General features: G+C 65.0%; 24 protein-coding genes. 7 read left to right on the top strand and 17 right to left on the bottom strand.

What is annotated here, in order from left to right; genetic code table 11:
* Positions 1 to 2 precede the first annotated feature (2 nt).
* The 8 genes from flgC to motA all read right to left on the bottom strand — a co-directional run bounded on the left by flgC (position 3) and on the right by motA (position 5,634).
* On the bottom strand, positions 3 to 419 hold the full coding sequence (gene flgC, locus ACFDR6_RS22820) for a flagellar basal body rod protein FlgC (RefSeq protein WP_100174722.1): 417 nt from the start codon (positions 417 to 419) through the stop codon (positions 3 to 5).
* Between the two features lie 11 nt (positions 420 to 430).
* Positions 431 to 832, bottom strand: a complete 402-nt coding sequence (gene flgB / locus ACFDR6_RS22815; protein WP_212088464.1) for a flagellar basal body rod protein FlgB — start codon at positions 830 to 832, stop codon at positions 431 to 433.
* Between the two features lie 64 nt (positions 833 to 896).
* Positions 897 to 1,982: a flagellar biosynthesis protein FlhB gene (gene flhB, locus ACFDR6_RS22810; RefSeq protein ID WP_212088461.1), complete on the bottom strand. Its 1,086-nt coding sequence runs from the start codon at positions 1,980 to 1,982 to the stop codon at positions 897 to 899.
* A 13-nt stretch (positions 1,983 to 1,995) separates the two neighbouring features.
* Positions 1,996 to 3,036: a flagellar motor switch protein FliG gene (locus ACFDR6_RS22805; protein ID WP_375859583.1), complete on the bottom strand. Its 1,041-nt coding sequence runs from the start codon at positions 3,034 to 3,036 to the stop codon at positions 1,996 to 1,998.
* A gap of 2 nt (positions 3,037 to 3,038) precedes the next feature.
* Entirely contained in the window at positions 3,039 to 3,428 is a 390-nt protein-coding gene (gene fliN, locus ACFDR6_RS22800; RefSeq protein ID WP_212088451.1) for a flagellar motor switch protein FliN, read from the bottom strand.
* A gap of 76 nt (positions 3,429 to 3,504) precedes the next feature.
* The gene (locus tag ACFDR6_RS22795; RefSeq protein WP_375859582.1) at positions 3,505 to 3,819 is read right to left on the bottom strand and encodes a hypothetical protein; all 315 of its coding nucleotides are present in this window, start codon (positions 3,817 to 3,819) and stop codon (positions 3,505 to 3,507) included.
* The gene (locus tag ACFDR6_RS22790) at positions 3,800 to 4,741 is read right to left on the bottom strand and encodes a flagellar motor switch protein FliM (RefSeq protein ID WP_375859581.1); all 942 of its coding nucleotides are present in this window, start codon (positions 4,739 to 4,741) and stop codon (positions 3,800 to 3,802) included. Before ACFDR6_RS22790 ends, ACFDR6_RS22795 begins: the two co-directional genes overlap by 20 nt.
* On the bottom strand, positions 4,738 to 5,634 hold the full coding sequence (gene motA, locus ACFDR6_RS22785; RefSeq protein WP_212088444.1) for a flagellar motor stator protein MotA: 897 nt from the start codon (positions 5,632 to 5,634) through the stop codon (positions 4,738 to 4,740). The genes ACFDR6_RS22790 and motA overlap by 4 nt, the downstream gene beginning before the upstream one ends.
* Before the next feature lie 144 nt (positions 5,635 to 5,778).
* On the opposite strand from motA, the gene ACFDR6_RS22780 reads away from it, so the two are divergent.
* The 5 genes from ACFDR6_RS22780 to ACFDR6_RS22760 all read left to right on the top strand — a co-directional run bounded on the left by ACFDR6_RS22780 (position 5,779) and on the right by ACFDR6_RS22760 (position 11,521).
* Entirely contained in the window at positions 5,779 to 6,564 is a 786-nt protein-coding gene (locus ACFDR6_RS22780; RefSeq protein ID WP_212088442.1) for a DUF1217 domain-containing protein, read from the top strand.
* Positions 6,565 to 6,567: 3 nt separating this feature from the next.
* Entirely contained in the window at positions 6,568 to 7,296 is a 729-nt protein-coding gene (gene flgF / locus ACFDR6_RS22775; RefSeq protein ID WP_375859580.1) for a flagellar basal-body rod protein FlgF, read from the top strand.
* A 42-nt stretch (positions 7,297 to 7,338) separates the two neighbouring features.
* Positions 7,339 to 8,664: a flagellar protein export ATPase FliI gene (fliI, locus tag ACFDR6_RS22770; protein WP_375859579.1), complete on the top strand. Its 1,326-nt coding sequence runs from the start codon at positions 7,339 to 7,341 to the stop codon at positions 8,662 to 8,664.
* A gap of 761 nt (positions 8,665 to 9,425) precedes the next feature.
* A complete protein-coding gene (locus ACFDR6_RS22765; RefSeq protein ID WP_375859578.1) occupies positions 9,426 to 10,061 on the top strand; it encodes a MarR family winged helix-turn-helix transcriptional regulator in 636 nt (211 codons plus the stop codon).
* A 395-nt stretch (positions 10,062 to 10,456) separates the two neighbouring features.
* Positions 10,457 to 11,521: a ketopantoate reductase family protein gene (locus tag ACFDR6_RS22760; protein WP_317240978.1), complete on the top strand. Its 1,065-nt coding sequence runs from the start codon at positions 10,457 to 10,459 to the stop codon at positions 11,519 to 11,521.
* An 18-nt stretch (positions 11,522 to 11,539) separates the two neighbouring features.
* On the opposite strand, the gene ACFDR6_RS22755 is transcribed toward ACFDR6_RS22760, so the two are convergent.
* A complete protein-coding gene (locus tag ACFDR6_RS22755; protein ID WP_212088424.1) occupies positions 11,540 to 12,124 on the bottom strand; it encodes a LysE family translocator in 585 nt (194 codons plus the stop codon).
* Between the two features lie 269 nt (positions 12,125 to 12,393).
* On the opposite strand from ACFDR6_RS22755, the gene ACFDR6_RS22750 reads away from it, so the two are divergent.
* Complete coding sequence (locus ACFDR6_RS22750; RefSeq protein ID WP_212088423.1) at positions 12,394 to 13,905, top strand: helicase HerA domain-containing protein; 1,512 nt, start codon at positions 12,394 to 12,396, stop codon at positions 13,903 to 13,905.
* A gap of 3 nt (positions 13,906 to 13,908) precedes the next feature.
* Here ACFDR6_RS22750 and ACFDR6_RS22745 read toward each other — a convergent pair whose 3' ends face one another.
* The 8 genes from ACFDR6_RS22745 to ACFDR6_RS22710 form a co-directional block, all read right to left on the bottom strand.
* Complete coding sequence (locus tag ACFDR6_RS22745; RefSeq protein ID WP_212088421.1) at positions 13,909 to 14,649, bottom strand: ABC transporter ATP-binding protein; 741 nt, start codon at positions 14,647 to 14,649, stop codon at positions 13,909 to 13,911.
* Positions 14,646 to 15,488 carry an ABC transporter ATP-binding protein gene (locus ACFDR6_RS22740; RefSeq protein ID WP_212088419.1) on the bottom strand — a complete coding sequence of 281 codons (843 nt, stop codon included), beginning with the start codon at positions 15,486 to 15,488 and terminating at the stop codon, positions 14,646 to 14,648. Before ACFDR6_RS22740 ends, ACFDR6_RS22745 begins: the two co-directional genes overlap by 4 nt.
* Positions 15,488 to 17,311: an ABC transporter permease gene (locus tag ACFDR6_RS22735; RefSeq protein WP_317240983.1), complete on the bottom strand. Its 1,824-nt coding sequence runs from the start codon at positions 17,309 to 17,311 to the stop codon at positions 15,488 to 15,490. Before ACFDR6_RS22735 ends, ACFDR6_RS22740 begins: the two co-directional genes overlap by 1 nt.
* 56 nt (positions 17,312 to 17,367) lie before the next feature.
* The gene (locus ACFDR6_RS22730) at positions 17,368 to 18,525 is read right to left on the bottom strand and encodes an ABC transporter substrate-binding protein (RefSeq protein ID WP_375859577.1); all 1,158 of its coding nucleotides are present in this window, start codon (positions 18,523 to 18,525) and stop codon (positions 17,368 to 17,370) included.
* Positions 18,526 to 18,584: 59 nt separating this feature from the next.
* Positions 18,585 to 19,163 carry an alkylhydroperoxidase domain protein gene (locus ACFDR6_RS22725; protein WP_212088413.1) on the bottom strand — a complete coding sequence of 193 codons (579 nt, stop codon included), beginning with the start codon at positions 19,161 to 19,163 and terminating at the stop codon, positions 18,585 to 18,587.
* 14 nt (positions 19,164 to 19,177) lie between these two features.
* On the bottom strand, positions 19,178 to 19,777 hold the full coding sequence (locus tag ACFDR6_RS22720; RefSeq protein WP_375848506.1) for a CMD domain protein: 600 nt from the start codon (positions 19,775 to 19,777) through the stop codon (positions 19,178 to 19,180).
* 38 nt (positions 19,778 to 19,815) lie between these two features.
* Positions 19,816 to 20,850: a putative FMN-dependent luciferase-like monooxygenase gene (locus ACFDR6_RS22715; RefSeq protein WP_375859576.1), complete on the bottom strand. Its 1,035-nt coding sequence runs from the start codon at positions 20,848 to 20,850 to the stop codon at positions 19,816 to 19,818.
* Between the two features lie 148 nt (positions 20,851 to 20,998).
* Positions 20,999 to 21,781, bottom strand: coding sequence for a MetQ/NlpA family ABC transporter substrate-binding protein (locus ACFDR6_RS22710; protein ID WP_212088410.1), 783 nt, complete (start codon positions 21,779 to 21,781; stop codon positions 20,999 to 21,001).
* A 293-nt stretch (positions 21,782 to 22,074) separates the two neighbouring features.
* Between ACFDR6_RS22710 and ACFDR6_RS22705 the strand changes: the two genes are divergently transcribed.
* Positions 22,075 to 23,862, top strand: a complete 1,788-nt coding sequence (locus ACFDR6_RS22705; RefSeq protein WP_212088408.1) for a peptide ABC transporter substrate-binding protein — start codon at positions 22,075 to 22,077, stop codon at positions 23,860 to 23,862.
* Positions 23,863 to 24,469: the final 607 nt, after the last annotated feature.

Genomic DNA, 24,469 nt, shown 5'->3' with positions numbered 1-24,469 from the left:
TGTCAGCTCCTTAGGAGATCGATGGTCATGCCTAGCATCGACCTGACCTGTTTCACGACCTGGAGATTGGCTTCATAGGACCGGTTGACTTCGCGCATGTCGGCCATCTCGATCATCATGTTGACGTTCGGCAGCTTGACGTAGCCGGCCTTGTCTGCGGCGGGATGTCCGGGATCGTACTCGACGCGGTACGGCGTGGTGTCGACGCCGATTTCCTTGACCTTGGCGAGCTGCGAGCCCGACGCGCGATCCATCGCGGCATCGAAGGTGATCGTCTTGCGCTGGTAGGGATCGGCGCCGGCGGTGCGTCCCGTCGAGGTCGCGTTGGCGAGGTTTTCCGAGACGATGCGCATGCGCGTCGATTGCGCTTCGAGCCCGGAGCTCGCGACCGTCAGCGAGGCGCTCAGTGAGTCCAGCATGTCAATTCACCTCAGGCTTTCGCACCGGCCAGGACCATGCGGTGGAACGACCGCACGATGGCCGAATTCATCGAATAGTCGCGGCTGACGTCGCTGCCCTTGATCATTTCCTGCTCGAGGCTGACGGAATTGCCGGAGTGAACCACTTCCCAGCTGTCCTTCTTCGCGGTCGCACGCGTGTCGGTCTCGGCCGCGGCTAACTGCAGGTGCGAGGGCGACGTCGTGGCGAGCCTCACCGGCATGCCGTCGAGCACCTTGTTGAAGGGCTCGACGTCGCGCGCCCTGAAGCCCGGCGTGTTGGCGTTGGCGACGTTGGTGGCGATGGTCGACTGGCGGAGCTCAAGATAGCGCGCCTGCGACGATGCGAGTTCGAAGAGATAAAGCGGTCCCACGACAGCCCCGTTCTGGTCCATTCGGGAGAAGCCTAGGGCGTTAAGCTTTCGTCAAGCTGTTGGGCCGGAGGTCGTCCTCGGAATTCTACTGGACCTTCTCGGTGCGCGGAGTCTGTTTCGACTGGAGGAAGTAGATGATCTCGGCGACGGGCCGGAAGAACTCCGCCGGAATCACCTGATCGACCTGCACCGCCTCGTAGAGTGCGCGCGCCAGCGCCTTGTTCTCGATGACGGGAATCCGGTTCTGCTCGGCGACCTCGCGGATCTTCAGCGCGATCACGTCCATGCCCTTGGCCACCACGAGCGGCGCGGGGTTTTCCTCGCGATTGTAACGCAGCGCGATCGCGAAATGCGTCGGGTTCGCGATCACCAGGGTCGCGCGCGATGCGGACGCGATCATCCGCTGCCGCGAGCGGTCGCGCGCCAGCGAGCGCAGGCGCGCCTTGATCAGCGGATCGCCCTCCGCCTGCTTGTGCTCGTCCTTGATCTCCTGCTTGGTCATGCGCAGCTCACGCCGCCAGTGGAAGCGCGCCCAGGCCAGATCGATCGCCACCAAGACGATGGTCGCGATGCAGATCGCCGAGACGATCCGCATCGCGATGTTGAGAATCATCTCCGGCAGCGCGACCGGATCGGTGTACATCGCCTCGAACGCCTTCGCTTCCGATGCGCGCAGCACGAAGACGACCACGGAGGTCACTGCGGCGAGCTTGAACAGCGACTTGGCGAACTCGACGAGCCCCTGCGTTCCGAAGATCCGGCTCCAGCCGCTGATCGGAGAGATTCGCGACAGATTCGGCTTGATGCGGTCGAGCACCAGGCGCGGCGCATTTTGCAGCAGCGAGGCGGCCAGCCCGAATACCATGAGGATGACGACCAGCGGCACCAGAAATCGCAGCGCCTGGAGGCCGACCACGGCGAGCAGGTTCTGCGCATCCGCGCCGTTGCTGAGCGGGAAACCTTCGGGATCGTCCAGCAGGCTCGTCAATGTCGGCGTCAATTGCTGCACGCCCTGACCGATCAGGAACGCCTGAATGACCAGCAGCGCGGCCATCGACGCGAAAATGGAGGCCTCCCGAGAGACCGGGATCTTGCCCTGTTCGAGCGCATCTCGGACTTTCTTCTCGGTCGGCTCTTCTGTCTTGCTCTCCTGATCGGATGATTCTGCCATGCCCGTTCAGCGGTCAGCGGAAGACCAGCTCATCCTCCTGCTCGGGGTTGAGCTCGATTTCGCCCTTCTCAGCGAGCTCGAGCGCGAGATCGGTGATCACGCGCCGCGCCTCCAGCACGTCGCGCTGGTTCGAAGGCTCGCCGATGGCGAGCTCGTGCTCGACGACGCGGCGGACGCGCGAGGCGACCGAGGACAGGATCAGCTCGCGGAAATGCTTGTCGGTCCCCTTCAGCGCGACGACGATGCGATCGGTCGGCACCTGGTCGAAGATCATGGTGCGCGCCATCGGCGTCAGGTTGGTCACGTCGTCGAAGGTGAACAGCAGCTCCTTCAGTACTTCGGCCGATTTCGGCCGCTTTTCCGACAGGCTCTTCAGCATGTCCTCGATGTGTCCGCGCTCCATCTTGTTGATGATGTCGGCGACGCGCGCATAGGTGTCGGCGCCGAGATTGCGGGCGAAATTGAGCGTCAGGTCTTCGTGCAGCGTCTTCTCGAGCACCTTCATGGCGTCGTCGACGATCGGCTTGAGGCTCAGCACGCGCCGCATCAACTCGTTGCGCAGGCTCGAGGGGAGCTGGCTCATCACCTTGGCGGCGCAAGACGGCTTGACCTTGGACAGGATCAGCGCCGCGGTCTGCGGATGCTCCTTGGAGAGGTAGGTCGCCAGCGAATTTTCCGACACCGACGAGACGCGATCCCACACCGACCGGCTCGAATTGCCGAGCAGGTCCGACATGATCGCCGACACCTGGTCGGCGGGAAGCACGTCGCCTAGCACGGCCTCCAGGCCACCGAGAGTCCCCAGAATGTTCGCGCCCATCGAGAATTGCTGGGCGAACTCCTCGACGATGGATTCGAGCTCCTGCGCCGTGATCGGCCGCAGCTCGGCCGCGGCCTTGGTGACGATGCGAATGTCCTGCGGCTCGAATTGCGCGAGCACGCTCGCGGCCGCCTGCCGGCCCATGGCCAGCAGGAGCGCGGCGACCTTTTCCGTTCCGCCCAGCGCGGCAACGCCTCGCTGCTTGACGGGAGCGATGCCGACCTGTGCCGCCATGGTCAGCTATCGCCCTGCCCCAGCGGCCCTACGATCTCCGTGAGCGAGACGCCGAAGCGGGAATTGTCCTCTTCGACGACGACCACCTCGCCGCGGGCGACAATGCGCCCGTTGACGACGACGTCGACGGGCTCGCCGACCCGGTGGTCGAGCGGAACCACCGCGCCGCGGCCGAGCTTCATCAGGTTTGCCACCGGAATGGTCGCCGATCCCAGCACCACCTGCATGGTGACGGGAATGCGCAGGATGGCATCGACATTGGCGAACTTGCCGCTCTCCTCCGCCGTGCGCGCTGCAATCTCCGCCAGCCGCTCCAGCGGAGACGTCTCGGTGTGGCCCTCGTCGGAGTCCGGGGCTCGCGCGGCAGATTCATAGTCGAAGGATTGCGCCATCTGGTATCGCCTCTTGGTATTTCCGCTCCCGGAGCGTCGTGACGTTCCGATCGTGTTGGTTCCGCCGGCTTCGGCTTCAGTGCTTGTTCACCTCGATGCCGCCCGCGGTCGCGGCCGGCGCGAGCCCGCTGCGGGCATCGAGCGCCGCGATCGCCTCGTGGGCCTGGTCGATCTTGGTGCTCAGCACGTTGGCGAGCCGTCCGAGATTGGCGGTGGAATCATGCGCCGCGGTGATGACCGTGTCGAAGGCGCCCGCCGTCTCGTGGACGATGGTCGAGAATTCGCCCTGGTAGCTGCGCAGCCGCGCCAGCTCGCGGTGCATCCGGGTCACCCGGATGCTGGTGAAGGCCAGCGCCATCAGCAGCACGACATCAACGAGATAGGATATCATCGACGAACTCCCGTTTCTTATCGACGGGATCGGCCACCTGCATGGCGTAATAGCCATCGAGCTGACCGATCTGACACCAGAACAGCACCTGATTGTTGCTTTCGAGCCGGGCGAGCGTGCGCGGCGTCGCTTCGAGCTCGAGCACCTGCCCAACCCTGAACTTCACGACGTCTTCCAGGGATATCATCTTCTCGTCGAGCACCGCGCTCAGCGTCACTTCGGTGCGGTGAACCTCGCTCTCCATCTGCTCGCGCCAGCGCGGATCGGAGGCGCGACCGTCGCTGACGACGACATGAGCCAGCTTCTGCCGGAGTGGGTTGAGCGCCGAGTGCGGAATGATGAGGAACATCTGACCGCCGCGGTAGAGCGCCTGCACCATCATGTTGGCGCAGATCGACATGTTGCTGGCGCGCCCGATCGCCAGCGAGGCCATCGCGGTCTCGACCCGCTCCACGCGGAAGGTAACGTTCGACGTGCCGGCAAAGGCGTTCTGCAGCGCCTTGGCGAACCGCTCGAATAGCGCCTGGACCAGGCGGATCTCGATGTTCGAGAACGTTCGTTCGACATCGAGCGGCGGTTCCGCCCCGTCGGATCCGAACATCGCCTCGACCATCGTAAAGACGAAGTCGCGGTCCAGCACGATGATGACGCGCGAGTCCCACTGCTCGGCATAGAGCACCGCAGCGACCGCGTTGCCCTCGTAGTCCTTGATGATGCCGCCGAGCGGATCGTTGGTGATGCCGTTGACCGAGAAATAGCACGGCGTTCCAGCCATCGGCTGCAAGCTGTCGGTGCAGGATGCCGCCATGCGATCGAAGATCACATTGAGCATCGGCATGCGTTCGATCGATATGCCGGCGGCATCCAGCAGGTAGTTCGGGAGCTGCTTCTTCTGACCGACGCCGGCGTCTTCCATCATCATGCGCGGGCAGCCTTGGGTTCGGGCTCGGTGGCAACGGCCTTGGGACCTGCGATCGTCTCGTTCTCGACGACGTCGATCGACGGCCGCTCGCTGCTCGCGATCATCTTGCGGCCGTGCTCGACGGCGATCTGCGGCATGGCGCCGTTCATGAACGCCAGCAACGTCTGCTTGACGATGATATAGGGCCGGCACTTCTTCTCGCGCGTCATCTTGATCTTGATCGCGAAGGGCGAAAGGACGCCGTAGGACAGGAAGATGCCGGCGAAGGTGCCGACCAGGGCCGCGCCGATGAAGCCGCCCAGCAGCTTGGGCGACTGGTCGAGCGCGCCCATCGCCTTGATGACGCCGAGCACGGCGGCGACGATGCCCAGCGCCGGCAACGCCTCGGATACCGTCACCAGCGCATGATAGGGCGCCAGCTTGCCCTTCACGATGGTGTGGATCTCCTCGTCCATCAACGCTTCGATCTCATGTGTGCGCGCGTTGCCCATGATGATGAGGCGGACATAGTCGCAGATGAACTGGAGCAGCGAAGGATCCGCGAGCACGCTCGGGAACGCCTTGAAGATCTCGGATGACGAGGGATCGTCGATATGCGCCTCGACCTCGTTGCGGCCCTTGCCGCGAAGCTCGCGCATCAGGGCATGAAGTGCCCCGAGCAGATCAAGGTAGTAGCGCTGGCCGGGCACCGCGCCGGTGACGGCCTGCATGCAGGCCACCCCGGTGTCCACGACCGTCTTCCACGGATTGGCCACGATGAAGGTGCCGACCGCGGTCCCCATGATGATCACGAACTCCCAGGGCTGCATGAGCACGGCCAGATGCCCGCCCATGGCGGCAAATCCGCCGAGCAGCGCCGCCACCGTGATGAAAATCCCCACGAAACTGAGCAACGCGCCACTCCATCGCCGATCCCACCGGGAATATCTAGTCGGCGAGCCTTGCGCGAAGCTGGCTTCCCGCATCGCCAGCCTCACGCAAGCAATTGGCGGCAGCTTGGGACGGCGTCGCAACAGCGGCCAGAGAGGGCGCGTGTCATGCTATCCACCATCGCGGACTACACCAGGCTGACCAGAGACATGGGCAAGTCGCTGACGCAGGTCGCAAGACAGCCGGATGTCAGCCGCGAGACCGATTACTTCCTGAGCCATATCGGCAACGTGAAGACGATCGACGACTTCCTGAAGGACTATCGCCTCTACTCCTACGCGATGAAGGCCTACGGCCTCAGCGACATGACCTATGCCAAGGCGTTCATGCGCAAGGTGCTGACCGAGGGCGTCGCGAACAAGAACACTTTCGCCAACAAGCTGACCGACACCCGCTACCGGGAATTCGCCACCGCCTTCAATTTCGCCGCGCTCGGCAGCAATGCGACGAAGACCGCCCAGGCCACGACCGGGACGGCGACCCACTATGTCACGCAGACGATGGAGCAGAAGGCCGGCGACCAGAACGAGGGCCTGCGGTTGGCGCTCTATTTCACCCGCAAGGCATCCACGATCACGACCGCCTACCAGGTCCTCGCGGACAAGGCGCTGACGCAAGTGGTTCAGACTGCGCTCGGCCTGCCCTCGACGATCAGCGCGGCCGACATCGACGCCCAGGCCAAGATGATCACCAACAGGGTCAAGCTCACCGATTTCCAGGACCCGGCCAAGGTCACCAAGTTCGTGCAGCGCTTTGCGGCGATGTGGGATGCGACCCGGGCCCAGAGCGACGGCTCGACCAGTCCCGCGCTGGTCCTGATCGGCGGCGCATCCTCGGCCGGCATGGATATCGACATGCTCTCGAAACTTCAGTCCCTCCGGCTCGGAAAGTAGCTCATGCAATCGGCCCTCTATGTGGGATTGTCGGCGCAGGTCGCGCTCGAAAAGCGTCTCCAGACGATCGCCAACAACGTCGCCAACGTCAACACGGCGGCGTTCCGCACCGACGTGGTGAAGTTCGAAACGGTGCTGTCCAAGGCTGGCCCGAACCCCGTTGCCTTCTCCTCGCCCGGCGACAACATCATCTCCCGCGAGATGGGCAACATCACCGAAAGCGGCAACCCGCTGGACGTCGCCGTGGTCGGACAGGGGTGGATAGCCTTCGCCGGTCCCAACGGCACGGTCTATACCCGGGACGGCCGGCTCCAGATCGCCTCCAACGGCGACCTTCAGACCGTGAGCGGCTTCCCCGTCGTCGATTCCGGCGGCGCGCAGATCACGCTGGACCCGAACGGCGGACCGATCTCGATCGCGCGCAACGGCGCGATCACCCAGGACAACAACGAGATCGGCACCATCGGCCTGTTCAACATTCCCACTGACGCCAATCTCGAGCGCTACGGCAATTCCGGCGTGACGCCGGACCGGCCCGCGACCGCCATCGCCGACTTCTCCCGCGACGGCTTCAAGCAAGGCTATGTCGAGGGCTCCGGCGCCAACCCGATGATGGAATTGACCAAGCTGATCGCGGCCTCGCGCGCCTTCGACGGCGCCAATTCGATGATCGAGGGCACCGAGAGCTCGCTGCAGAATGCCATCCGGACGCTGGGCGAACCCGGCAAATAGCCCGCGCCTCGCGCGCACTGACTTTGAGGTTGGACTGATACCTTGAACGCTCTTCGGCAACTCGAGTGGGCGCTGCTGGAGCTTCAGCAGAACACTCCCCTGGCAAGCGTCAGCGGCGCGATCTCCGAGATCGCGCCGACGCATTTCCGTGTCTCCGGCCTGTCGCGCTTCGTCAGGCTCGGCGAGCTCATCGGCGTCGATTCGGGCGGCAAGGCCCAGATCGGCGAAGTGGTGCGGATCGACAGCGAGGGCATCGTTGCCAAGCCGTTCGACCGGCAATTTGCCGGCGGCCTCGGCTCGGTCGCCTACCGGATGCCGCCCTTGTCCTTTGCCCCCGATCCCAGCTGGAAGGGCCGCGTCATCAACGCCCTCGGCGCACCGCTGGACGGGCTCGGCCCCCTCACCCCGGGATCCCGGGCGGTCTCGGCGGAGGCTGAGGCGCCGTCGGCCATGAAGCGCGCACGCGTGCACAAGCCGCTGCGCACCGGTGTGCGCGTCATCGATCTGTTCGCGCCGATCTGCGCCGGTCAGCGTGTCGGCATCTTTGCCGGCTCCGGCGTCGGCAAATCGACGCTGCTTGCGATGCTCGCCCGCAGCCAGGGTTTCGACACCGTCGTGCTGGCGCTGGTCGGCGAGCGTGGCCGCGAGGTGCGCGAGTTCATCGAGGACGTGCTGGGCAATGATCGTCAGCGCGCCGTCACCATCGTGTCGACGGGTGACGAAAGCCCGATGATGCGGCGGCTGGCGCCGAAGACGGCCATGGCGGTCGCCGAATATTTCCGCGACCGCGGCGAGTCGGTCCTGCTGATGGTCGATTCGATCACCAGATTCGCCCACGCCGCCCGCGAGGTCGCGCTGGCCGCCGGCGAGCCCGCGGTCGCACGCGGTTACGCACCGACGGTCTTCACCGATCTGCCGCGCCTGTTGGAGCGCGCCGGCCCCGGCGAGGAAGGTAGCGGCACGATCACCGGGATCTTCTCCGTGCTGGTCGATGGCGACGATCACAACGAGCCGATCGCCGACACCATCCGCAGCACGCTCGACGGGCACATCGTGCTCTCAAGGCACATCGCCGATCAGGCGCGCTATCCGGCCGTCGACGTTCTGGCCTCGGTGTCACGCCTCGCCCATAACGTCTGGGACCCCGAGGAGCGCGAATTGGTGAGCAAGCTGCGCGCCATGATCGCCAAGTACGAGGATACGCGCGACCTTCGCCTGATGGGCGGATATCAGACGGGACGTGATTCGGGCCTCGACCAGGCGGTCGACATGGTTCCGAGAATCTACGGCGCGATGCGGCAAGACACTTCGGCTCCTCCGAGCGCCGATCCGTTCCGCGAGCTCCGGGACATGCTCAGGGGCGACTAGCAGGTCGAGAGGTCTGGCCGGCGCGCCACGCCCTCGCCCATCGCTCCTCGTTATCGACAGACGATTGCGCATGCGCCCACGCTTCCAGCGCATGCACGCACATGGCTGCCAGTGATTTCCATCGTCCGCACGTTCCACCGTTCGGGTGACAGGATGCGACGGTGGCGATGGAAGGGGCGATTCGCGTCAAGAGTCGCAACAACCGATGCGTGCATTTCCTGTGAGTTCCCCTGGTCACTCCACGACGGATCGTACAAGTTGTGGATGACCCGGGCGATATACGCCGTCGTCATGCACAAGCTTCGATCAACTTGCATCAACGACAGACAATCACGCGCCGTGCAATCAAACCGTCGCATAGTTGCGTACATGCTGCTCGTCGCGAAACGTATGGCGTTCACCGCGTTCACCATCATGTGTTCTGATGAGCGAGATTGTCTTGAACGTTACATTCGACTGCAACGACATCGATCTGCGCGAGTGTCTTGACTTGATTTTGTTGAGAAGCTCAGTCATCGTTTTGGTTGATACAAGAAACGTCTGCTCGTGACTTGAACTTTAGGGGCCTCGGTTGAACTACTCCGATCCATCGTCTGCTCGCGGCGGCGACTCGGGCTCCCATGTGGCGACGACGCTAGAGCTGGACACGATTTGCTCATCGGACATCTCCAGCCGTCCGGTGTCTCTCGACGAATCCGTGAGCCATGGCGCATCGCGGCTTCGGAACGCCGCGGACGAAGTTCCGGGGACGAGGTAGATCCATGCCGTTGGCACGAGAGGCCGTCGAGCTGCTGGTTCAGGCGGCGAGGGCTTGGTATTTCGAAGGCAATCAGCATGGATTGCGCGATCGGGAATGGATGGCGCTGCGTTTTCTCGGCCGCGCCAACAGGTTTTCGCGCACGCCGTCCGCGCTCGCCGGCTTCATCGGCGCGACCAGGGCGACTGCGTCGCAGATCGTGAAGACGCTGGAGAGCAGGTCGTTTCTGGTGCGGAAGCCGTCGCACGAGGACAAGCGTTCCGTCGTCCTGCACGTCACCGCCCAGGGCGAGAAATGCCTAAGTCAGCACGACCCGATCAATCACGTGGTGAATGCGGTTACGGCGCTCGGGACCGACGAATGCGTAAGGCTGCGCGACTCGCTCCGCCAAGTCCTCAATCACCTCGATGCAGCGCATCAGCGGCTCGATGCCAGCATCTGCCGGGACTGCATGTTTCTCGCCGAGCGCGGCCCGGGCACCGGCAAGGGACGCACAAGCGCCGAATTCATGTGCCGGCTGTATCGCGCTCCTGTCTCGCTCGAAGCAACGGAACTGCTGTGCACGAGTTTCGAGCGCACCCGTGACCGCCCGAAGATCGAAGGGCATCTCGACCGCGCGCGAATGGCGAGCCAGGGCTGAGACGCGGGCCGCGACGCCGCCGGTGAGATGCACATCTTTGTCACCGTCGTATGACCGCAGGCCCGGCCCCGCGTTTCGACCGGCTCGCGGACCGCCTTCTTCGTCGGGCCAGGCGACCTATGCCGCAATTCCGAATTTCGCCAAGGAAGAATATTCTTGCGAGTTGACTGGTGGCAACACAACCACCTTGCGGAGCCCGAACGGCCCAGCCTGATCCGGGACGGTGCGAGCTGCCAAGTGCGGGCAACCAGGTGCGGGGCAACCTGGATCCCGGCAGCTCCTTGTATGCATTATCCCAGTTGCCATCCCCGCGCACTTCGCTTTACATGCCGGCAACTCGCCCGCGGATGACGGCCGGGGCTGAAAAATCGCATACATTGTCAAAGGGACGGAGCATGGCGCGCAACATATTGATTCTCGGGGCTTCTTACGGCTCGCTGCTGGGCACGAAGCTCTTGATGGCGGGGCACAACGTGACCCTGGTCTGCCGCGCCAAGACCGCGGAGCTGATCAACCGCGAAGGTACCGAGGTGCGCATCAAATTGCGTGACGAGGCGGTGCATCGGGCGATTTTTTCGCGCAACCTGCCCGGCAAGCTCGACGCCGTGACCCCCGCCAATGTCGATCTCTCCCGCTACGACCTGGTCGGCCTTGCGATGCAGGAGCCGCAATATACCAACCACACAGTGCGCGTGCTCATGGTCAAGATCGCCGCAGCGAAGCTGCCGTGCCTGTCGATCATGAACATGCCGCCGCTGCCCTATCTGAAGCGGATCCCGGCGCTCGCCGACATGGACCTCGAAGAGGCCTACACCAATGCACAGGTGTGGGAGCGGTTCGAGCCGGGCCTCGTGACGCTGTGCTCACCCGACCCGCAGGCCTTCCGTCCGCCGGAAGAAGCCGCGAACGTGCTGCATGTCGGCCTGCCCACCAATTTCAAGGCGTCGGTTTTCGCCGACGAGAAGCACAACAAGGTGCTGCGCGAGCTGGAGGCTGACATCGACGCGGTGACGCTCGACGGTCACGACGTGCCGGTGAAGCTGAAAGTGTTCGAGTCCCTGTTCGTGCCGCTGGCGAAATGGTCGATGCTGCTGACCGGCAACTACCGCTGCATCACGCCGAGCGAGCCGCAGTCGATCCGCGACGCCGTGCACGGCGACCTCCAGCGCTCGCAGACGATCTACGATCATGTCGATGCCATCGCGCGCCGCCTCGGCGCCGATCCGCAGGACCAGGTGCCGTTCGCGAAATACGCCAAGGCCGCCGAAAGCCTGCTCAAGCCGTCGTCGGCGGCGCGCGCGGTCGCGAGCGGCGCGCCCTTCATCGAGCGCGTCGATCTGCTGGTGAAGCTGATCTCGCATCAGCTCGGCGTGCCCAATCCCGAGATCGACCGCACGGTCGACACCGTGGACCAGAAGCTGAACGAGAAGATCGTGCAGGGCGGATCCGGCGCGCAATAAGCGCGCCGTTTCGACGCTTCAAGCCGTCAGGAACGATTGAAGCCAGACGAGGCCGGTCACCGCCACAAGCGTGACCGCGCCGGCGCGCGGGACCAGGTCGGGATGCCCGAGGCGACGGGCGCCGCGGCCGAGCGTTGCGCCCAGAGTGATCCACGCAGCGCCAGCCGTGAGAATCTGAAGCGCGATCACGCCGAACCACGGCAATAGCTCGAGCGGCCCGGCCTCGAGCGGCAGGAGCAGGAAAGCGAACACGAGCGCCTTCGGGTTGAGCAGCGTGGCAAGCAGCACCTGGCCGAACGTCACCGGTGCGCCATCGCTCAGCTCGCGCGTATTGACGCGCCAGAGCATGAAGGCAAGGCACAGGATGTAAACGGTCACCGCGACGCGAAGTACGATCGCCGCGATCGGGATGTCGCTGACGACGGAGCCGAGGGCCAGCCGCAGCAGGGCAATCGCCAACAGATAGCCGGCGAGTTCGGCGATGAGCAGACGAAGCGAGCGCGCAACGCCAATCCCGGCGCCCGAGGTCGCGAGCAAGGTATTGGTCGGCCCGGGCACGGCCAGCAGGACGTAGGTCGCTCCGAAGAGGGTCAGGAAGCTCATGCGGCTCGATTAGCAGGCAGGGGCCCGGATGGATTTGATCTTCGTCATCGAATCGGGCCCAAAGAGCCGGAACCGGCGCATCCGGTCAGAACCCCGGCCCCTATAGTTGCCATTTTGCGAAAACGTTGCGTCCCCGCACATCTACGGCAATCCAATTGCGCCTGAACGCCGCCGTGGGCAACGCTGCATGATCCGTCCCGAGCCGCTCGACGCGCCGCGGCGGGGTTGATAAGCCCCTGTCCGCAGATGACGGGGACTTGAGTCGGGACATGACGGTTGCGATCGAGATGGGGCAGACCACGGCGGGCGCCCCGGCCGCCATGGACCTCGAGGAACTCCTGGCGACCCGCCTCCTCGTGCAGGGCAATTCGGGCTCCGGCAAATCGCATCTCTTGCGACGGCTGCTGGAGCAGAGCGCGCCCTGGGTGCAGCAGGCCATCATCGACCCCGAAGGCGATTTCGTCACGCTCGCCGAACACTTCGGCCATCTCGTGATCGAGGCCGAGGATCACACCGAGCGCGGCCTTCAGGTCGCCGGAGAGCGGGCGCGGCTGCATCGCGTCTCCACCGTGCTCAATCTCGAAGGCCTCGACGCGGAGAATCAGATGCGCCGTGCGGCCGCGTTTCTCGGCGGCCTGTTCGACGTCAGCCGCGACCATTGGTATCCGATGCTGGTGGTCGTCGACGAGGCGCAGCTGTTCGCACCGGCGGTTGCAGGCGAAGTCTCGGATGAGGCGCGAAAACTCTCACTCGGCGCGATGACCAATCTGATGTGCCGCGGCCGCAAGCGTGGTCTCGCCGGCATCATCGCGACCCAGCGGCTGGCGAAGCTCGCCAAGAACGTGGCGGCGGAAGCCTCCAACTTTCTGATGGGCCGGACCTTCCTCGACATCGACATGGCGCGTGCCGCCGATCTGCTCGGCATGGAACGGCGGCAGGCCGAAGCCTTTCGCGACCTCGAGCGCGGACAGTTCATGGCGCTGGGACCTGCGCTGGCGCGCCGTCCGCTACGCCTGAACATCGGCCCGACCGCGACCAGCCCGCGCAATTCCACACCGCGGCTGATGCCGCTGCCGGAGGCCGCGCTCGAGGACATGCGCGCGGTGATCCTGGCCGCCCCGCCGCCCGATGCCAGCCGGCCGCAGCGGCGGCCGGCGCCGGATCTGCTCGAGCAGCTCCGCGCCGCGAAGGCCACAGCGCCGGAGGTCCCGCCCGAAATGACCGACGTGGCGGTCAGCGCCGAGGAGCTCGCGGAGCGGCGCGAGCGCGTGGATCGTACGCTGCGTGCCGTGCTCGCCGAACCCGACGCCGGCTTCCGCGCCATCGGCGTGCTCTATCAGGAGTTCGTGGTCCGCTGCCGCATCGAGGGGCTCGGCGCGGCCGTGCCCGATCTCAACGAATTCCGCCGCATGCTGACCCATGCGCGCGCCGGTCTCGGTACTGACATCGCCGATGACGACGCCTGGCAGGACGTGTCGTTGCGCGCATCCATTTTGCCCGACGACATGCAGGGCGTGTTCATGATGATCGCGCGTGCCGCGAAGGAAGGCTGGCCGTGTCCCGGCGACGCCGCGATCGCGCGGGCCTATGGTTCGCATTCGCTGCGAAGGGCGCAGCGGCTGCTCGGCTATATGGAGGAGCAGGGCCTGATCGTGGTCCAGCTCGATGGCGGTGGGCGCCGGATCGTGACGCTGGTCGAGCTGGCCTGGGCCACGGCCCCTGGCGATCCCAATGGCGATGATCTGCCGGCCGAGCCGGCGCGAAGCGCGGCTTCGGCCTGAACGTCAGGCCGCCTCCGAGCCGCCGAGATAGGCGTCGCGGATGCGGGGGTCATCCTTCAGCGCCCGCGCCGGGCCTGACAGCACGATCTTGCCGGTCTGGAGCACATAGGCCTCATGCGCGATCTCGAGTGCGAGGCTGGCGTTCTGCTCGACCATGAACACCGAAACGCCTTCCTGGTTGATGGTGCGGATCAGCTCCAGCACGCGGTCGACATAGAGCGGCGACAGGCCCATGGTCGGCTCGTCCATGACGATCATCCGCGGCCTGCTCATCAGTGCCCGCGCCATCGCCACCATCTGCTGCTCGCCGCCGGAGAGCGAGCCGGCGCGCTGCGACAGCCGCTGGCCGAGCTTCGGAAACAGCGTCAGCATCTTGTCGAGATCCTGCGCGATCACCTCGCTGTCGTTGCGTACGAAGGCCCCCATCAGGATGTTTTCGCGCACGCTCATGTCCGCGAACAGCCGCCGCGCTTCCGGCACCGAGGCGATGCCGCGGCGGACGATCTGCGGCGTGGAGAGGCCGAGCAGCGAAGCGCCGTCGAAGCTCACCTCGCCCGAGCGCGGCTTTACGAGGCCGAGGATGATCTTCATCGTGGTCGATTTGCCGCTGGCATTGCCGCCGAGCAGGCAGACGATGTGACCGCGTGCGACCGATATCGAGAGGTCGAAATGCACCTGGGCCTGGCCATAGAAGGTGTTGACGTTCGACAGCGCCAGCAGCGGTTCGGGAGAAACGTTCGTCATGCGGCGCTCTCCTGCTTTGTCGCGAGGCCGTGACCGAGATAGGCCTCGATCACCTTGGGATCGCCCCGCACCTGTTCGCCCGGCCCTTCCGCGATCTTCTTGCCCTCGTCCATGACGATGACGCGGTCGGACAGGCGCATCACCATCTCCAGCTTGTGCTCGATCAGGAGAATGGTCAGGCCCTCCGCCTTGAGCTCGGCGACGAGACCCTGCATCTCCGTGGTCTCGGTCGGATTCATGCCGGCGGTCGGCTCGTCGAGCAGAAGCAGGCGCGGCTTCAGCGCCAGCGCACGCGCGATCTCGACACGGCGGCGGTTGGCGTAGGACAGACTATAGGCCGGCTGGTCGATCCGCGGCAGCAGCCGTTCCCCGAAGCGGGAGAGAATGGCTTTCACCTCGTCCCGCAGCCGCTCTTCCTCCGCCTTCACGCTGGCTGGCCGCAGCAGTGCCAGTCCCAATTCGAGCAACGGGCCGATGACCGGCATGGCCGGCTTCACCGCGCGCAGCCGCGTATGGGCGCCGATCAGGACGTTGTCCATGACGCTGAGATTGCCGAAGACGCGGCCGAGCTGAAACGTGCGCGCGATCCCTTCGGCCGCAAGTCGTTCCGGCGCCAGCCCCGTGACGTCCCGCCCTTCGAAGCTGACTGTGCCGGCATCGGGCCGGTCGAGCCCGGTCACGAGATTGAACAAGGTCGTCTTGCCGGCGCCGTTCGGGCCGATGATGCTGATGAGCTCGCCTTTGGCGAGATCGAGATCGATGGCGTCGACCGCGGTGAGGCCGCCGAAGCGCCGCGTCAGTCCGCGCAAGGACAGCATCGAGTTGAGCCGCTCCGCCATCACACCGTCCCCAACAGACCCTGCGGCCTGAACCGCACCAGCAGCAGCAACACGACGCCGTAGATCAGGATGCGATACTCCGCCGCGATCCGGAACACTTCGGGCAGCCCGACCAGCGCGAGCGACCCGACAATCGCGCCGACGACGTTGCCGAGGCCGCCGAGAATGACGACGGTCAGCGCCAGGATCGATTGCTGGGTGTTGAAGGTCTCGTGGTTGATGTAGGAATACAGATGCGCCGCGATGCCGCCGCTGATGCCGGCGGCGAAGCCGCCGAAGATGAAGGCCAGCGATTTGTAGCGGTTCAGACTGAGACCGTAGGCGCGCGCCGCAATGTCGTCGTCGCGGATGGCGCGGAAGCTGCGGCCGAGATGCGAGGTAAGCAAGCGTCCCTGCAGCAGCGCGAGCACGATCATCACGCCAAGGCTGAACCAGTAGACCGACGCCGGGCTGATCAGATCGTAGCCGAACAGCGACAGCGGCGGGATGCCGGAGATGCCGATCGGCCCGCGCGTGACGCTCTCCCAGTTCAAGATCACCAGTGCCACGATCTCGCCGATGGCGAGCGTCGCGATCGACACGTAGTGTCCGCGCAGGCGGAACGACGGCGAGATCAACAGCGTGCCGAGCGCCGCGCTCATCAGGCCTCCGCCGATGATGGCAAGGCCGACCGGAACGGCCAATGTCAGCGACAGCAGCGCGGAGGTGTAGGCGCCGATCGCGAGCAGCGCTGCATGACCGAGCGAAACCTGGCCCATCGTGCCCGCAACCAGCGTCAGGCTGAGCGCGAGCATTCCGAGCAGCCAGGCGTTGATCAGGGTCTGGAGCACGTAGAAGGACACCGGGAGCAGCGGCAGGATCGCAAACCCGCCAGCGGCAATGAGTAACGCCCAGCTCGGAATGCGCACCGGGCGGCTCGGGGCGATGAAGGTGCCGGTGAGCGGCTCGGGCGGCGCCTGCCGCGCGCTGACGAACAGGCCGTTCGGCCGCAGCACGAGCACGACGACCAGCAGCAGGAAGGCAAACAGATTGCGGTAGCTGGTGCCGAGCACGGCAACGCCGTAGCTTTCGACCAGCCCCAGCAGCAAGCTGCCGATCACCGCGCCCGGCACGTTGCCGGCGCCGCCGACGACTTCGGCGACCACGCCCTTGAGCGTCGCCTGAAGGCTCATCGCGGTATCGATCTGGTTGTAGTACATGCCGACCAGCAGGCCCGACACGCCCCCGAGCGCCGCCGCGATGCCGAACACGGCTTGATTGACGCGGTTGACGTCGACGCCCATCTGCATGGCGGCGTCGCGGTCCTGCGCGGTGGCCCGCACCGCCCAGCCGAGCTTAGTGTAACGCAGGAACACGAACAGCAGCAGCGCGCTGCTGAGGCCAACGCCGGCGATGAGCAGATCGAGCGGTCCGATCGTCCCACCACCGACCTGGAAGCGGATATCGGGCAACTGGCTCGGCAGCGCGCGCGGGTTGGGTGAGAAGGTCAGCATCACGAGCTGATCGAGCACGAAGCTGATGCCGATGGTCGCGAGCAGCGGCGCAATGCGCACGGAGTTCTGAAGCGGCCGCAGGCCGAACCGCTCGATGATCAGCCCGACGATTGCAGCCGCCGCGGCGACTACGATGATGGTGAGTGGCAGCGGCGTATGCAGCTGCACCACCGCCACCCAACCGACATAGGCGCCGACGAGATAGATCGAGCCTTGCGCGAAGTTGATCAGTCGGCTGACGCCGAAAATCAGCGCAAGCCCGACCGCAACGAGCGCGTAGACATTGCCGACGATCAGCCCGTTGATGGTGTAGTCGAGCCAGGAAGACAAACGCTGGTCCCCGCAGTGAAAGGAAGGCGGCCGGAGCGGCTGCTCCGGCCATCAGGTCAGCTCGGCTTGCCGTCCCACAGCGCGAACTGGCCCTTGCGCACGACCAGCTCGGCGTTCATCGCGCCCTTGACGCGGCGGCTCTCGACGTCGAACGTCGCGGCGCCGAAGATCACGCTGGAGACGTCCTTCACCTTGGCGAAAGCATCGCGGATGGCACGGCGATCGGTGCCGCCGATCTTCACCACGGCGGCAGCCATGTTCATCGCGTCATAGGAATAGGCGTTGAAGGCGTCGGGCTCCTGCCCGCCATACTTCGCCTTGAAGCCCGCGATGAACTTCTGCACCTCGGGCCTGGGATCCTGCGGGAAGTAGCGGGTGCCGAGATGAACGTCCTCGACCGCCTCGCCGCCGAGCTCGATGAATTTCGGCGAGTAGACCGAGCTTGCGGCGCACATCTTCTGCTTAAGGCCGACCTGACGGGCCTGGCGCGCGATCAGCGCACCGTCGGAATAATAGGAGATCAGGATCAGCCCGTCGGGACCAGCGTCGCGCACGCGCACCAGGGTGGAGCGGAAGTCGCGCTCCTCCGCGATGTAGCCCTCGGTCACCGCGATCTCGGCGCCGTATTCCTTGGCCGCCTTGACGAAATAGTCGCGGCTGGTGCGGCCCCAATCGGTGTTGAGGTGCAACACCGCGAGCTTCTTCAGGCCGAGACGCTTCACCGCATAGGCCGCCAGCAGCGGCTGCTCGTCGGCCTGGCTGACCGAGGTGCTCCACATGAAGTCGCCGCCCTTGGTGAAATCGGGGTGCGAATTGGTGAAGCCGAACTGCACGAGGCCGCCGCGCTGGTAGATGGGCGAGGCCGCCATCGAGGCGGGGCTGGAGAAGTCGCCGAGCTCCATGACGATGCGGGGATCGGAGACGAACTTCTGGGCGATCGCCACCGACTGGCGCGGATCGCTCTGGCTGTCCTCGAATTGGTAGGCGAGCTTACGCCCGTTGATGCCGCCGGCAGCCGTGATCTCGTCGAGCGCGAGATCAAAGCCCTGCTTCCACTGCATGCCATATTGCGCGTTCGGTCCCGTGAGCGGACCACTGACGCCGAGCACGATCGGCTCGGACGCCTGCGCGATGGCGGCGCGCGAGAAGGCTGCTCCCGCCATGATGGCGGTCAACGAGCCCTTGACCAGGGTACGACGATCGATGTTGCTCATGCACGGCTCCATCCACTCAGGTGTTGAACAAGCAGCAATTCTCGTGCCGCTGAGATTGCCTATTTCGAGGGCTCGCCGAGCGACAGCATCAGCCGGTTCGCCCAGTTGAAGAACGACGCGCCGTTGATGACGTCGACGATCTCGGCATCGTCGAGCCCGGCGCGGCGCAACTCGGCGATGTTGTCAGGACCGAATGCGATCGGTGTCGCGGACAGGGCCACGGAGGCCTTGACCACTGCGTTCCAGCGTTCGCCGAGATCGGCCTTGATGCCTTCGTCGAGCAGGCGCTGCACGTCGTCACGGCGCTTGGAATAGGTGCTGGCAAAGCGCGCATGCACGGAGGCGCAATAGATGCAGCCATTGTAGCGCGACGTCGCAGCCGCCGCGAGCTCGCGCTCGGCGCGCGGCAGGCCGTCGGCGACATTGTAGAAGATGTCCTTGTCGGTTTTGGTGCGGGCCTCCAGCACTTCGGGATCGCGCACCAGGAGGCGGAAATAGTCCGACTTGGCGCGGGCGCGATCGACTAGGCCATTGAAGTGCCGTTCGGTCAGCTCGGCCTCGGGCAGCGGATCGATCCACGACACCCAGCCCAGTTCGTCCTGGGTGAAGACGACGGGGGGATTGACGGTGGCGCTCATGATACAGCCTCCTCTTATGCGTTCACTGCGGCGAGCGTGCGCAGGCCGCTGACGACGCGCAGCTGAAACGACAGGAACGCGACGAGCTGGGAGAACGTGACGATGCCGGTGTCCGACCAGCCGGCGTCCAGCAGCGCCTTCATGTCGGCGGAGGCGGCATCGCGCGGACGAAACACCAGGAGATGCGCATGTTCGAGGGCGGCTGCTAGTCGGGCGCCAAGCGCCGGCTTGCTCGCCGCGCTCACGTGGTAGATCAGGCCGGCAGTGTTCTCGATCGACAGCGGGCCGGCCGGATACGAGCCATAGGGACCCGAGGTCCTGCCCTGCGCGATCTCGGCGTCGATCGCCTCCAGCAGACGGGCGCCATCGGCGTTTGCCGTTAGCTTCTCGCGATAGAAGGCGGCGACCGGGGATTCGCCATGAAGTCCGGTCACGAAGGCAGCGACCGCGGCGCGTTCGGCCAGCGAAAAGTCGCTCGCGTCGATCGGCTCGAACAGGGAGAGATAGCTCTTCTGCGCATTCTCACGCGCCTGCAGGCGGCGGGCGCGGATGGCATCGAGAGCGGAGCCCGGCTCGATCCCGGCGAGCGTGTCGATAATATCCTGCGTACTCATCATTCAGCCTCGTGCAACGCGATGCTCTTCACTTCCGGTCAACCCGCCAGCGCCACTTCGGGTGCCGTCCGGGTCCAGCCCAGCGCCGGGGCAACCTTCTCCGCGACCAGATCGATCGAGCGCAGGACATGGGGATGCGGCGCGTCGACCGAATGCACCTGGAAGACGAGATCGGTCACTCGCTCCAGCGTCGCGTCGGCACGCAGCGAGGCGATGACGTGGTCGGCATCACCGACATGGGTGTCGAACGCGGTGATCATCTCCTCCAGCGTCTCGCCCGGCTTGGCGTGGCCGCCCTTGAGGAATTGCGGCAGCGCGCGGCGCAGCCCGATATCCGCAAGGCGCATCGCTTCGCCGTGGTCGTCGGCGACGAAGACGCTGCGCGAGGCCATGATGCGCGGCTCGGCTCCCTTCGGCAGCGCTTCCAGATAGGCATCGATCACCGGGTTCTGGATTTCGGCGAGCGTGGCCTTCGGCGCCTCCCTGGTGCGCGGCTGGGTGCGCGACAGCAACAGGCCATCGCCGGCCTTGCCGGCACGGGCGCCGCCGGCCACTGAGAACGTGGCTTGCCAGATGCGCTTGTCCAGTTGCGGCCGCTGCGGGTAGATCGTATCGCCGCCATCGAGCGGCTTGCCGACCAGGGCAGTGCGGACCACCTCCAGATTGCGCGCAAAAATCTCGTTGCGCTGGGCGCTGTCGAGGCCGAAGGCGGCGAAGGCCGACGGATTGCCGCCGGTGCCGACGCCGAGCTCGAAGCGGCCGTTGCAGATGAGATCGAGCACCGCGGCGTCCTCCGCCACCCGCACCGCGTTCTCCAGCGGCAGCGTGACGATGCCGGTGCCGAGGCGGATGCGCGAGGTTTGGGCGGCGACGTAACCGAGGAACGTGAAGGGCGACGGCAGGCCGCCTTCGCGCTCGTGGAAATGATGCTGCGCGATCCACGCGGAATCGAGCCCCGCCTTTTCCGCGCGCACGATCTGCTCGGCCGCGAAGCGGTATCGCTCGGCGGGCGGGGCCTCGTCGAGAAGCCGCGTGAAGAAGCCCAGGCGTTTCAGATTTGCAAAGCGTTTCATGCGACCCCTGTCGGGCTGGGATGGCCAGGCCGCCGATGATGTCGGTTACTGCTGCTCCAGACAAGCCGCCATTGCGCAAGGCACATACGCAAAGCTCATGCGCAAGCTGCCCGCCGGATCGTTCCTGCGTCGGAGCTGGGCAGACTGCCTACCAGCTCGGCAGCACCGCGCCCTTGAACTTGGTGAGGACGAACTCCTTGACTTCGGCCGTGTGATAGCTGTCGACGAGGATCTTGACCCAGGGCTTGTCCTTGTCGGCGGCGCGCACGGCGATCAGGTTGACGTAGGGGCCTTTCGGGTCCTCGCGCAGGATCGGATCCTTGACGGGATCGAGGCCGGCTTGGGTTGCATAATTGGTGTTGATCGCGGCGGCATCGACATCGTCCAGTGCGCGCGGCGCCTGTGCCGCATCGACCTCGATGAATTTCAGCTTCTTCGTGTTCTCGGTGATGTCGAGCACCGTCGGCTTGAAGCCGACACCGTCCTTCAGCTTGATCACGCCCTTGTCGCGAAGCAGCAGCAGCACGCGGCCGCCATTGGTCGGATCGTTCGGGATCGAGACCTTGCCGCCCTCGGGAATGTCGGCGAAGGCCTTGTGCTTCTTCGAGTAGACGCCGATCGGGAAGTTCACGGTGAGGCCGACGGCCTCGATCTTGTAGCCGCGGTCGGCCTTCTGGTTGTCCAGGTAAGGCTGGTTCTGGAACGAATTGGCCTGGATATCGCCGGCGTCGAGCGCGGCGTTGGGCACGACATAATCCGAGAACTCGATGAGCTGGATGTCGAGCCCCCGCCTGGCGGCGATCGGCTTCACCGCCTCGAAGATCTGCGCATGCGGCCCCGGCGTCACGCCGATCTTGATGGTCTCGGCTGCAGCATTCGCCGACCACGCGGCCAGGATGGTTGCAAGGATCAGGGGGAAGCGAAGCGACATCTTGGTCTCCGAAGGTCTCAGCATCGAGTGGAACCGTATTCGCTTCTCCGCGGGCCGAAATCAATGAAATGGATATCCATATTGAGCGTCGGTGGCGGGCGCACCTTCTCCATTCGGCAGCAAACGCGAAATGAATTCACGGCGGCCGCGAGGCCGTCTGATCGGCGCGGCCAACATCCGGTGACAGCACGCCGCAGCGCGAAAGCAACCTCATCTTTGACACCGCCGGGCCCGACGTGCTGAGCTAGGCCGCATGCAGCCGACGTCGTTTCTACGCAAGGGTGGAGGGTCTGATGAACGAGAATGACATCCGGAATCTGGTCGCGGAGGTGAAGCAAGGCACGCTGTCGCGGCGCTCGTTCATCCAGAAGGTGGCCGCGGTCGGTATAGCAGCTCCCATCGCGAGCCAGATCCTGGTCTGGAACGACGTCGCGATGGCGGATGCCACCCTGCCGTACAAACCGACCAAGGCCGGCGGCGGCGGCACGCTCAAGGTCCTGCTGTGGCAGGCGCCCACGCTGCTCAATCCGCATTTCGCGCTCGGAACCAAGGACCAGATCGCTTCGCGCGTCTTCTTCGAGCCGCTCGCCGGCTGGGACAAGGACGGCAACCTGATCCCGTGCCTTGCCGCCGAGACCCCGACCAAGGCCAATGGCGGCCTTTCGGCCGACGGCCTGACCGTGATCTGGAAGCTGAAGCAAGGCGTCAAATGGCATGACGGCAAGCCCTTCACCGCCGACGACGTCGTCTTCACCTGGCAATACGCCGCGGATCTGGCGACAGCGGCCTATACCACCGGATCCTACAAGGACATCAAGGTCGAGAAGATCGACGACTACGCCGTCAAGGTGATCTTCAAGGCGCCGACGCCGTTCTGGGCCGATCCGTTCGTCGGCTCGGTCGGGATGATCCTGCCAAGACATCTTTTCGGCGACTATGTCGGCGCCAAGTCGCGCGAAGCGCCGGGCAATCTGAAGCCGGTCGGCACCGGTCCGTACAAATTCCTCGAGTTCAAGCCCGGGGACCTGATTCGCGCCGAGCGCAATCCCGACTACCACGTCAAGAACCAGCCGCATTTCGACACGCTCGAGATCAAGGGCGGCGGCGACGCCGTATCCGCGGCGCGCACCGTGCTGCAGACCGGCGAATACGACTTCGCCTGGAACATGCAGGTGGAGGAGGAGGTGCTCAAGCGCATGGAGGCGGGCGGCAAGGGCAAGCTCGACATCACGCCGTCCGGCAACGTCGAGTTCATCATCCTCAACACGACGGACCCGTGGACCGAAGTCGACGGCGAGCGCTCGAACGCCAAGACCAAGCACCCGACGCTGTCCGATCCCGCCGTGCGCCGTGCGATCAATCTGTTGATCGACCGCGATTCGATCCAGAAGTTCATCTACGGACGCGGCGCGCTCGCGACCGCGAGCTTCGTCAACGCGCCCAAGCAGTTCAAGTCGCCGAAGCTGAAATACGAATTCAGCATCGACAAGGCCAACAAGCTGCTCGACGAAGCCGGCTGGAAGAAGGGTGCGGACGGCATCCGCGAGAAGGACGGCAAGAAGCTCAAATACGTGTTCCAGACCTCGACCAACGCCCCGCGCCAGAAGACCCAGGCCATCATCAAGCAGGCCTGCGAGAAGGCCGGCATCGACATCGAGATCAAGGCGGTCACCGCCTCGGTGTTCTTCTCCTCCGACGTCGGCAATCCCGATACCTATTCGAAATTCTATGCCGACATGGAGATGTACAACACGACGCAGCCGCAACCCGATCCGGAGCGCCTGCTGAACCAGTGCGTGTCCTGGGAGATTGCCAGCAAGGACAACAAATGGCTCGGCCGCAACAATTCGCGCTATTCCGATCCCGAAGCCGACAAGGCCTACAAGGCCGCTCAAAACGAGCTCGATCCCGTCAAGCGCGCCGCGCTACTGATGAAGGTCGACGAGATCTTCTGCGAGGCCAACGTCTTCCTGCCGCTGCTCTCGCGCCACATCGTCAACGCCGGCGCCAACAATTTGATGATCGACATCTCCGGCTGGGACACCATCACGTGGAATCTCGCGGCGTGGCATCGCGTGTGAGGGGACGAGCCGACGCACGTGTCCCGGACAAGCTGCAACGCGCATAGCGCGTTGTGGCGCAGAGCCGGGACCCAGGGCGACACGGGAAGATGTGGAGAGAGGCGCACGCTCTCTCCACATCGTCATTGCGAGCGCAGCGACTTGTCCGCCGAAGCCTTGGCGAAGGCGGAAGCAATCCAGAATCTTTCCGCGGAGGGACTTTGGATTGCTTCGTCGCATCAGCGCAAATTGCTACGCAATTTTGTCACGAGCCCTCGCAGTGACGGCGTGTGAGGCGATAGCTTGTTCTCCAGTGTCGCTGTCATTCCCCGCGCATGCGGGGAATCCAGTACACCGCGGCTTCTCGGTTCAATCACGGCCGTCTCGGCGTACTGGATCGCCCGGTCAAGCCGGGCGATGACACCGCGTGTGTGGTTGCGGGCATGGCTTTTCGACCTCGCGGCGCGTTCCGCCCGAGCTTTGCCTCGTCTCCCACCCTCTTCAAGCCAAGAGGGCGCAGGGAAGACCGGGTGCCGACAGGCACCCGCGGTCCGCTGCGCGAAATGCACACGCAAAAAGAACCGCACAGCAGCATACAGGTGGTGCCGATCACTCGGCCTTCCCTGCG

It is taken from the genome of Bradyrhizobium tunisiense, assembly GCF_042263385.1.
Lineage (GTDB): Bacteria > Pseudomonadota > Alphaproteobacteria > Rhizobiales > Xanthobacteraceae > Bradyrhizobium > Bradyrhizobium tunisiense.
Note: the sequence above shows the minus strand (reverse complement) of the source record. Positions and strands in the feature narration are given on the sequence as shown.

Excerpts from the sequence above, each read along its gene's own strand:
- ACFDR6_RS22790 (WP_375859581.1), bottom strand. The coding sequence starts at position 4,741 with ATGATGATGGAAGACGCCGGCGTCGGTCAGAAGAAGCAGCTCCCGAAC.
- ACFDR6_RS22710 (WP_212088410.1), bottom strand. The coding sequence starts at position 21,781 with ATGTCGCTTCGCTTCCCCCTGATCCTTGCAACCATCCTGGCCGCGTGG.
- flgC (WP_100174722.1), bottom strand. The coding sequence starts at position 419 with ATGCTGGACTCACTGAGCGCCTCGCTGACGGTCGCGAGCTCCGGGCTC.
- ACFDR6_RS22755 (WP_212088424.1), bottom strand. The coding sequence starts at position 12,124 with ATGAGCTTCCTGACCCTCTTCGGAGCGACCTACGTCCTGCTGGCCGTG.
- flgB (WP_212088464.1), bottom strand. The coding sequence starts at position 832 with ATGGACCAGAACGGGGCTGTCGTGGGACCGCTTTATCTCTTCGAACTC.
- ACFDR6_RS22705 (WP_212088408.1), top strand. The coding sequence starts at position 22,075 with ATGAACGAGAATGACATCCGGAATCTGGTCGCGGAGGTGAAGCAAGGC.
- ACFDR6_RS22795 (WP_375859582.1), bottom strand. The coding sequence starts at position 3,819 with ATGATATCCTATCTCGTTGATGTCGTGCTGCTGATGGCGCTGGCCTTC.
- ACFDR6_RS22740 (WP_212088419.1), bottom strand. The coding sequence starts at position 15,488 with ATGGCGGAGCGGCTCAACTCGATGCTGTCCTTGCGCGGACTGACGCGG.
- flgF (WP_375859580.1), top strand. The coding sequence starts at position 6,568 with ATGCAATCGGCCCTCTATGTGGGATTGTCGGCGCAGGTCGCGCTCGAA.
- ACFDR6_RS22805 (WP_375859583.1), bottom strand. The coding sequence starts at position 3,036 with ATGGCGGCACAGGTCGGCATCGCTCCCGTCAAGCAGCGAGGCGTTGCC.
- ACFDR6_RS22725 (WP_212088413.1), bottom strand. The coding sequence starts at position 19,163 with ATGAGCGCCACCGTCAATCCCCCCGTCGTCTTCACCCAGGACGAACTG.
- ACFDR6_RS22760 (WP_317240978.1), top strand. The coding sequence starts at position 10,457 with ATGGCGCGCAACATATTGATTCTCGGGGCTTCTTACGGCTCGCTGCTG.
- ACFDR6_RS22715 (WP_375859576.1), bottom strand. The coding sequence starts at position 20,850 with ATGAAACGCTTTGCAAATCTGAAACGCCTGGGCTTCTTCACGCGGCTT.
- ACFDR6_RS22780 (WP_212088442.1), top strand. The coding sequence starts at position 5,779 with ATGCTATCCACCATCGCGGACTACACCAGGCTGACCAGAGACATGGGC.
- fliN (WP_212088451.1), bottom strand. The coding sequence starts at position 3,428 with ATGGCGCAATCCTTCGACTATGAATCTGCCGCGCGAGCCCCGGACTCC.
- ACFDR6_RS22730 (WP_375859577.1), bottom strand. The coding sequence starts at position 18,525 with ATGAGCAACATCGATCGTCGTACCCTGGTCAAGGGCTCGTTGACCGCC.
- ACFDR6_RS22720 (WP_375848506.1), bottom strand. The coding sequence starts at position 19,777 with ATGAGTACGCAGGATATTATCGACACGCTCGCCGGGATCGAGCCGGGC.
- ACFDR6_RS22750 (WP_212088423.1), top strand. The coding sequence starts at position 12,394 with ATGACGGTTGCGATCGAGATGGGGCAGACCACGGCGGGCGCCCCGGCC.
- ACFDR6_RS22765 (WP_375859578.1), top strand. The coding sequence starts at position 9,426 with ATGCCGTTGGCACGAGAGGCCGTCGAGCTGCTGGTTCAGGCGGCGAGG.
- ACFDR6_RS22745 (WP_212088421.1), bottom strand. The coding sequence starts at position 14,649 with ATGACGAACGTTTCTCCCGAACCGCTGCTGGCGCTGTCGAACGTCAAC.
- flhB (WP_212088461.1), bottom strand. The coding sequence starts at position 1,982 with ATGGCAGAATCATCCGATCAGGAGAGCAAGACAGAAGAGCCGACCGAG.